At 71.7% G+C, this 7979-nt stretch carries 8 protein-coding genes; 1 reads left to right on the top strand and 7 read right to left on the bottom strand.

The window, feature by feature from the left end; genetic code table 11:
• Positions 1-219: 219 nt before the first annotated feature.
• From dcd to VEC03_RS18680, 6 genes are all read right to left on the bottom strand, one after another.
• Positions 220-786: a dCTP deaminase gene (gene dcd / locus VEC03_RS18705; RefSeq protein ID WP_324918772.1), complete on the bottom strand. Its 567-nt coding sequence runs from the start codon at positions 784-786 to the stop codon at positions 220-222.
• A 58-nt stretch (positions 787-844) separates the two neighbouring features.
• Positions 845-2134: a guanine deaminase gene (gene guaD, locus VEC03_RS18700; RefSeq protein WP_324918769.1), complete on the bottom strand. Its 1290-nt coding sequence runs from the start codon at positions 2132-2134 to the stop codon at positions 845-847.
• Positions 2135-2201: 67 nt separating this feature from the next.
• Positions 2202-3272 carry a BMP family ABC transporter substrate-binding protein gene (locus tag VEC03_RS18695; RefSeq protein ID WP_324918766.1) on the bottom strand — a complete coding sequence of 357 codons (1071 nt, stop codon included), beginning with the start codon at positions 3270-3272 and terminating at the stop codon, positions 2202-2204.
• A gap of 191 nt (positions 3273-3463) precedes the next feature.
• Complete coding sequence (locus VEC03_RS18690) at positions 3464-4237, bottom strand: type III pantothenate kinase (protein ID WP_324918763.1); 774 nt, start codon at positions 4235-4237, stop codon at positions 3464-3466.
• Positions 4234-5169, bottom strand: coding sequence for a hypothetical protein (locus tag VEC03_RS18685; RefSeq protein WP_324918760.1), 936 nt, complete (start codon positions 5167-5169; stop codon positions 4234-4236). The genes VEC03_RS18690 and VEC03_RS18685 overlap by 4 nt, the downstream gene beginning before the upstream one ends.
• Positions 5170-5274: 105 nt before the next feature.
• On the bottom strand, positions 5275-5916 hold the full coding sequence (locus VEC03_RS18680) for a helix-turn-helix transcriptional regulator (RefSeq protein WP_324918757.1): 642 nt from the start codon (positions 5914-5916) through the stop codon (positions 5275-5277).
• Between the two features lie 188 nt (positions 5917-6104).
• Here VEC03_RS18680 and VEC03_RS18675 point away from each other — a divergent pair, with 188 nt between their 5' ends.
• Entirely contained in the window at positions 6105-7070 is a 966-nt protein-coding gene (locus tag VEC03_RS18675; RefSeq protein ID WP_324918754.1) for a response regulator, read from the top strand.
• 191 nt (positions 7071-7261) lie between these two features.
• On the opposite strand, the gene VEC03_RS18670 is transcribed toward VEC03_RS18675, so the two are convergent.
• Positions 7262-7979: SEC-C metal-binding domain-containing protein (locus VEC03_RS18670; RefSeq protein WP_324918751.1), on the bottom strand; the 718-nt coding region annotated here is incomplete at its 5' end.

Here is a 7979-nt window from a genome sequence, read left to right as displayed (position 1 = left end):
GAACACCGGATGGCGCGGCCGTCCGTCGCGGGGATCGAGCAGCAGTCGGGTCAGCATGGGAAGGGGGCCGTGGCCTGTGCCGACCATGCTAGGGGTCGCGCGGGCGCCACGGATGCCGCCGGCTGCGCAAGCGCCCGTAGGACAGGATCGCAGCGGAATGGCCGCTTCGGGCCAGCCAGCCACGGCGGCGAGATCGCCAGTCGCGGCGGATGGCCGGGTTCAGGCCTTGGGCAGGGTGACCCCGCGCTGGCCCTGGTACTTGCCGCCGCGGTCGCGGTAGCTGGTCTCGCAGGTCTCGTCGCTCTCGAAGAACAGGACCTGGGCGCAGCCCTCGCCGGCGTAGATCTTGGCCGGCAGCGGGGTGGTGTTGGAGAACTCCAGCGTCACGTAACCCTCCCACTCGGGCTCGAACGGCGTGACGTTCACGATGATGCCGCAGCGCGCGTAGGTGCTCTTGCCCAGGCAGATGGTCAGCACGTTGCGCGGGATGCGGAAGTACTCCAGCGTGCGCGCCAGCGCGAAGCTGTTGGGCGGGATGATGCAGACGTCGTCGTGGAAGTCCACGAAGCTCTTCTCGTCGAAGTTCTTGGGGTCCACCACCGTGCTGTGGATGTTGGTGAACACCTTGAATTCGGGCGCGCAGCGGATGTCGTAGCCGTAGCTGGAGGTGCCGTAGCTGATGACGCGACGGCCTTCCACCTGGCGCACCTGGCCGGGCTCGAAGGGCTCGATCAGCCCGTGCTGCTCGGCCATGCGGCGGATCCACTTGTCGCTCTTGATCGTCATCGGCTGCTCCTCGGCCGCGAATTGTAGGTGGGCGCTCGCCCCGGCGGCCCGCGCTGCGTCAACCCGCCGGCACGCCGGCTATCCAGGCCCGTTCGATCACCCGGTCGTCGCCCAGCGCGATCAGCGAGAACAGCAGTTCGTCCAGGCTGCCGGCGTTCGCCACCTTTCGTGCCAGCAGCGGCGTGGCCCGCGGGTCCAGCAGCAGGAAGTCGGCCTCGCAGCCGGGCTGCAGGTTGCCGATCACGCCGTCCAGGCCCAGCGCCTGGGCGGCGCCGGCGGTGTGCTGCCACCACAGGTTGGCCGGCGCCAGGCTGATGCCGGGCTTGGTCTGGCCTTCGCGGCCCACGCAGTAGGCCGCCAGCATGGTGTGGAAGGGATTGAAGCTGGTGCCGCCGCCGACGTCGCTGGCCAGCCCGTGGCGGAAGCCGATACGCCGGGCGCCCTCGTAGTCGAAGAAGCCGCTGCCCAGGAACAGGTTGCTGGTGGGGCTGACCGCCGCCGCCGCGCCGGTGCTGCGCATCAGCCGCCGGTCCTCGTCGTCGAAGTGGATGCAGTGGGCGTAGATGGCGCGCTCGCGCATCAGGCCGAAGCCCTCGTAGACCGCCAGGTAGCTGCGGGCGTCCGGGAACAGCTCGCGCGCCCAGCGGATCTCGTCGCGGTTCTCGGCCACGTGCGACTGGATCCAGACGTCGGGGTACTTCGCCGCCAGCTCGCCGGCGCCGCGCAACTGGGCTTCGCTGCAGCTGGGCGCGAAGCGCGGCGTGATCGCGTAACCCAGCCGGTCCTGTCCGTGCCAGCGGCGGATCAGGGCCTCGGTGTCGGCCAGCGACTGCTCCGTCTGGTCGCACACCCCCTCCGGCGAGTGCCGGTCCTGCAGCACCTTGCCGGCGATCAGCCGCAGGCCGCGCACCTGCGCCGCCGCCATCAGGGCGTCGACCGAGGCCGGGTGCGAGCTGCAGAAGGCCTGCGCGGTGGTGACGCCGTTGCGCAGCAGCTCGTCCAGGAACACCGGCGCGATGGTGTCGGCGTAGGCGCGCTCGGCGAAGCGGGCCTCGTGCGGGAAGGTGTACTGCTCCAGCCAGGGCAGCAGGCCCTCAGCCGGCGAGCCGATCACGTCCGTCTGCGGGAAATGCACGTGCAGGTCGATGAAGCCGGGCGCCAGGATCTTGCCGGGCAGGTGCTCGACGGCCACGCCGGGGTAGTTGGGGGCGAGCGCCTGCCACGATCCGGCTGCCCGCACGCAGGCGCGGCCGTCCGGGCCCGGGCTCACCAGCAGCAGGCCGTCCTCGTCGTACACGGCCGAGCCATCGTCGGCGAAGCGAAGCAGCGCGGCGCGGAAGGCTTTCATGCGCCCAGTGTGCCCTGCCCGCCGGGCCTCTGCGCGGCGAATGGGTCCCCGGCCGAGCGCAGTCCGGTCACTTGCCCAGCGTGCCCTGCACGCCCGCCACCAGGAAGTCCATGCCCAGGATCTGCTCGTCGGACAGCGCCTGCCCGGCGGGTACCACTGTGCGCCCCTGGTTGTCCCGGATCGGGCCGGCGAAGGGGTTCAGCTTGCCGGCCGCGATGTCGCGCTGGCGCGCCAGCACCTCGTTCCGCACCGGCGCAGGCACCTTGGGGCCGAAATGGTCCACCTTCACCATGCCCTCGCGCACGCCGCCCCAGGACTGGCCCGGCTTCCAGCTGCCGTCGAGCACCTGCCGGGCCCGCCGCGTGTAGTAGTCGCCCCAGTGGTGCGTCACCGCCAGCAGTTGCGCATCAGGGGCGGCAAAGCGCATGTCCGAGTGGTAGGCGATGGCCAGCCGGCCGCGCTCCTGGGCGGCGGTCATGACCGCGGTCGATGCGCTGTGGAAGGCCAGCACGTCGGCCTGCTGGTTGAACAGCGTCATCGCCGCCTCGCGCTCGCGCGGCGGATCGAACCAGGTGTTCAGCCAGATCACCTTGACCTGCGCGGCCGGGTCGACCGATCGCATACCCAGCGTGAACGCGTTGATGCCCTGCAACACCTCCGGGATCGGGAAGCCCGCCACGTAGCCCGCCACGTGGGTGCGGGTCATGCGGCCGGCGGCCACGCCGGCGAGGTAGCGGCCCTCGTAGTAGCGCGCATTGGCCGTGGCGACGTTGGGCGCCGTCTTGTAGCCGGTGATGGACTCGAACTTCACCTGCGGGAAGTCGCGCGCCACCTTCAGCGTGGGCTCCATGTAGCCGAAGCTGGGCGTGAAGATCAGGCCGTAGCCCTGGCTGGCCAGGTCGCGGATCACGCGCTCGGCATCCGGTCCCTCGGGCACGTTCTCGACCGAGCGGGTCTGGACCTTGTCGCCGAGCGCGGCCTGCACGGCCTGCCGCCCCTCCTCGTGCTGGCGCACCCAGCCGGCCTGCGTGAGCGGCGCGACGTGCACCCACGCGATCTTCAGCGGGGGCGGCGACTGGGGAAGGGCGGGGAATGAAAGAAAGGCGGCCGCGAACACGGCAGCGAGGTTTTTGTACATGGTGTTCCTCTACATGGCCAGGACAGGTCCCCCCGAAGCGGCCTTCGGCCGCCTCCCCCCGAGGGGGCGCCACCAGCGGCCCGGCAAAGCCGGTTCCGCGGTGGCCGCTGGACTGGCGCCAGCGAAGGACTGGGTAGGGATGTCGCTGTTGGCGCAGCGACGCAATGATTTTACGCGGGGGCTTCGCCGGGTCAGGCCGCGGCGAAGCGCCGGGCGGCGATCTCCAGCAGGCCGTCGAAGATGAGGCTTTCGACCAGCTCGAAGTCGACCGACATGTGCGGCGCCATCTTCCAGCCGGCGCCGCCGGTCATGTAGCAGGCCGGTTCCGCGCCGCAATGCTGGCGCACGTGCTGCACCATGCGCTCGACCGCGCCGGCGATGGCGAAGGTGCCGCCGCTGGTCAGCGCGTCGCTGGTGTTGGTGGGGAAGGCGCGCACCTCGCCGGTGGGCACGTGCAGGCCGGCGGTGCCGGATTCGAGCGCGCGCAGCATGATGCCGTGGCCGGGCAGGATGAAGCCGCCGAGGAAACGCCCGCCGGCGTCCACCGCCTCGACCGTCACCGCGGTGCCGACCATGACCACGACCATGGGCCGCGCCGGTCCGCGCGCCAGCATGCGGTGCCGGGCGCCGATGATGGCGACCCAGCGGTCGGCACCCAGCCGTGCCGGGTGGTCGTAGCCGTTGGACACGCCGGCCTCGTCGCTGCTGGCATGCACCCACTGCGAGGAGATGCCCCAGGCCTCCTCCACCTGCTGCTCGGCCCGGCGCCGCACGGCGTCGGCGGCCACCGCGCAGCCGATCATGCGCCGCGGCTGCGGCAGGCCGGCCCAGGCACCTTCGGCCAGCCGCTCGATGTGCTCCAGGAATTCGGCGCCGTGCGCCAGCACCTCGGCGCCGGGCCGCGCATCGGCGTACAGCGCCCACTTCAGGCGCGTGTTGCCGATGTCGACGGCCAGCAGGGTCACGCGGCCGCCGCGAGCTGCTCGCCCATGACGGCCAGCTGGCGCGCCAGGGCTTCTTCCTGCGCGCGCAACTGCCCGCAGTCGGCCAGCAGCTGGTCGAGCCGCTTGCCCAGTTCCTCGTGGACCTCCTTGGGCCCCTCGAGGTTGAGCCCGGCGACCTTGCCTTCAGCGGCCGCCGTGGCCAGCGTGCCCAGGCGGGAGCGCCACTCCCGGATCTCGTTGCCGATCACCCGGGGCATCTGCGCCATCAGGGCGGCGCGCCGCTCGGCCGTGGTGCGCACCAGCTGGTGCGCCTGCTGCGAGGCGGAAGCGGCGGCGCGCAGCGCCTTCAGCCGGCCGACCAGGGTCTCGCAGCGGGCGGCGTCGGCCCGGATCTGTTCCTGCGCCGCCGGGTCGGCCGCTGCCTGCGCATGGCGCGCCTTGAGCTGGCCGCGCATGTCCTGCAGCCAGCGCGCGCCCTGGTCGATGATCTTGTCCAGCGCGCGGTACTCGACCTCGAACTCGACCAGCGCCCGCTCGGCGGCCCCGGCCGGCGCCTGCTGCTGCTGCAGCACGGACTGGACCTCGCCGGCGAAGGCCCTGGCCAGCTCGTCGATCTGCTCCACGCGGCTGGCAAACCCGGCGCCGGCGTTGCGGCTCTTGCCGGTCATGGACGCCCACAGGCCCTGGGGCTGCAGCAGCGAGAAATCCAGCGGGTCCAGCGCCTTCCGCAGCCGTGCCAGCGCCGGCTGGATGGTGGCGGCCTGCGATTCACGCCCATGGCCTTCGAGTTCCACCTGGAGCTCGGCCAGCCGCTTGACGTGGGCATGGCCGACGTCGGCGGCCATCTGGTCGAGGAAGGCCGCCGGGGAGATCGGCTTGCGCGCGGCGGCAGCCACCTGCGCCAGCTTGGCCGGCGTCATCAGGGAAGCCGTGCGGTCGTGGGAGGAGTCCATGGCTCTCGAAGGCAGGGCGGAGGGTGCGCCAATATACCGCCTCCACTGCAGCGAGCCTCCCTCGACGGACAGTCCCCCTCGCGCGGCGGTGTGCCGTGGACGGCCTCAGATCGCGCCGATCCAGCACGCACGCTGGATCGCGGCCAGCTTGCTGTCCACCCGCAGCTTGCCCATGGCGTTGGCCAGGTGGTAGTTCACGGTGCGCTCGGCGCAATGCAGGCGCTGGGCGCTCTCGCGTGCCGTCAGTCCCTGGAACGCCAGCACCAGGCATTCGCGCTCGCGCGGGCTGAGCATGGAGCGCTCGGCGGCGATGCAGCGCTTCACGCGCGGCCAGACGTTCAGCGCCGACCACACCAGCGCGGCCGCCTCGCCGCGGTCGCCCAGGGCGCGCGGGCTGAACATGAAGCACTCGAAAGCCCGTCCGGCCGGCAGGGGGAACTCGACGCGCACCACGGTCTGGTAGCCGTGCGCCGTCCAGAGCAGGCGCCAGCGGCTGCCCGGCTGCTCGTCGGAACGGGCGATGTACTGCCAGGCCACCAGCGGGGCGTCCGAATCGCGCCAGGCGACGCCGAAATCGGCGCTGTCGGCCAGCGCCTGGGCGGCATTGGCCAGCGGCGGCGGATGGACGGCGACCACCTGCCGGTCCTCCGGCGTGCCGAAGGGGTCGGGACCGAGGACCGCGATCGCCTCGACCGAGAGGTCGCGCAACGCGCCCACCCAGTCGCTCAGGACCGTGTCCAGGTCCACACTGTCAAAGTTAGCAGGCTCGCCCATTCGCCCGGATGTCATCTGGCGCCGGGCTGTGACAATAGCAGCATCGTGTGACCGTTCAGACCACCCGAACCATGGACCCCGCCCGTACCCTTCCTGCTGCCCGCCCCGCGCCGGCGCGGCTGTACATCGCGCGTCCATAGGGAACCGGCCACCCCGCAAGCATGACCTTCCCCCTTTGCAGCCGACCCGGCACGCTCGCCTTCCTGGACGACGATCCGGACTACCTGGAGATGCTGGCCATGGTGGTGCCGCGCGGCTGGCACGCCCGGCTGTTCGCGCAGCCGCGCGAGTGCATGGCCCGGCTGCAGCAGGAACTGCCGTTCTGGGAGGCCGATGCCTGGAGCCAGCAGGAGCTGGTCGACCAGTGGCGCGCCGGCCGCCCGCTGGTCCCGCAGGTGCTCACCTACTGGGCCCGCAACAGCGAACGGTTCGCGCTCACGCGCGCGTTCATGGTGGACTACTCCATGCCGGAGATCGACGGCCTGCAGGTGCTGGCCGAGATGGGCGACTGGCCGGGTGCGCGCGTGCTGCTCACCGGCCAGGCCGACGACCAGATCGCGATCGACGCCTTCAACAGCGGGCTGATCGACCAGTTCATCCCCAAGCAGACCGGCGACATCGGCCAGCGGCTGCACGAAGTCGTGGAACGCCTCATGGCCTCGCCGCACCCCACCCATGCGCAGACCTGGCGCGCGACGCTCAAGCCCGAGCAGCTGGCGCTGCTGCGCGCGCCGGGGGTGGAACGCGACCTGGCCCTGCTCGCGGCCGGGCGCTGGGTGGAGCACGTGGTGATCGGCGACCCATTCGGCGTGCTGGGCCTGGACGCGGCCGGCCGCGCCGGCTGGCTCCAGCTGGAGACGCCCGCCACGCTGCCGGCGCTGGCCGAGATGGCCCAGCTCGAAGGCCTGGACGCGGCCAGCGTCGCCGCGATCCGCGCCGGCCACCAGCTGGCGAGCGTGGAGGTGAGCCAGTCCCTGCGGCAGCCGCCCCAGCTGGCCGCCGCCCTGCCGGTCGGCGATGGCGGCCCGCTGCTGGCGGCGTGGTTCGTGCTGGATGCGCCGGGCCTGGACGATGCGGGCTACAGCCACTGGCTGGCCCGCCAGCCGCAACGCCGCGTCGCGACCTGAGGCGCCTGCCGCTCCCCGTTCCCGGCCGGCCTGCACGCGGCCAGGTGCCATCCGGGGGAGCTGCGTGGGGCGTGGCATCGCCGCATTCAAGGCCAATGCGGCGGCACCGGCTGTGGCAACCCTGTCAGTTCTGACAGGCACTTGCTGGGACGTTCCCGGAGCAGCCGCCGAAACGGGCCGGCCGCCGGGACTCAGGCCAGCTTGCCGTGGCAATGCTTGTACTTCTTGCCGCTGCCGCAGGGGCAGGGATCGTTGCGGCCGACCCGGGGGATGCCGCCCGAAGCGGCCATCGCCGCGGCGGCGGCCGTCGGTCGCGCCACGGCCGTGCTCTCGTCGAGCCGGCTCTCCGCCTCGCCCGTCTCGTTGGGTGCCGTGTAGGTGACGTTGGCGATGCGTTCGGCGCGCTCTTCCATGTCCTCGGCCGCCTGCTCGAGCTGCTCGCCCGACTGCACCTTGACCGTCATGAGGATGCGGGTGACCTCGTTCTTGACCGAGTCGAGCAGCTGCCCGAAGAGTTCGAAGGCCTCGCGCTTGTATTCCTGCTTGGGCTGCTTCTGCGCGTAGCCGCGCAGGTGGATGCCCTGGCGCAGGTAGTCGAGGGCGGACAGGTGCTCGCGCCAGTGGGTGTCGATGCTCTGCAGCAGCACGATGCGCTCGAACTGGGTGAAGTTCGCCTTGCCGACGGCTTCCACCTTGCGCTCGAAGGCCTCGTTGGCCGCCGCCAGCACCTTCTCGACGATGTCCTCGTCGGTGATGGCGCTGGAGGCCTGCACCTCCTGCTGCAGCGGCAGGTGGATGTCCCACTCCTCGGCCAGCACCTTCTCCAGGCCCGGGATGTCCCACTGCTCCTCCACCGACTCGGCCGGCACGTACTGCCGCACCAGGTCGGTGAAGCAGCCTTCGCGCAGC

Origin of the sequence: Ramlibacter sp., from assembly GCF_035627355.1 — a bacterium.
GTDB lineage: Bacteria > Pseudomonadota > Gammaproteobacteria > Burkholderiales > Burkholderiaceae_C > Ramlibacter.
Note: the sequence above shows the minus strand (reverse complement) of the source record. Positions and strands in the feature narration are given on the sequence as shown.

Bases quoted from the DNA above. Each gene is read 5' to 3' on its own strand.
- dcd (WP_324918772.1), bottom strand. From the start codon at position 786: ATGACGATCAAGAGCGACAAGTGGATCCGCCGCATGGCCGAGCAGCAC.
- guaD (WP_324918769.1), bottom strand. From the start codon at position 2,134: ATGAAAGCCTTCCGCGCCGCGCTGCTTCGCTTCGCCGACGATGGCTCG.
- VEC03_RS18695 (WP_324918766.1), bottom strand. From the start codon at position 3,272: ATGTACAAAAACCTCGCTGCCGTGTTCGCGGCCGCCTTTCTTTCATTC.
- VEC03_RS18685 (WP_324918760.1), bottom strand. From the start codon at position 5,169: ATGGACTCCTCCCACGACCGCACGGCTTCCCTGATGACGCCGGCCAAG.
- VEC03_RS18675 (WP_324918754.1), top strand. From the start codon at position 6,105: ATGACCTTCCCCCTTTGCAGCCGACCCGGCACGCTCGCCTTCCTGGAC.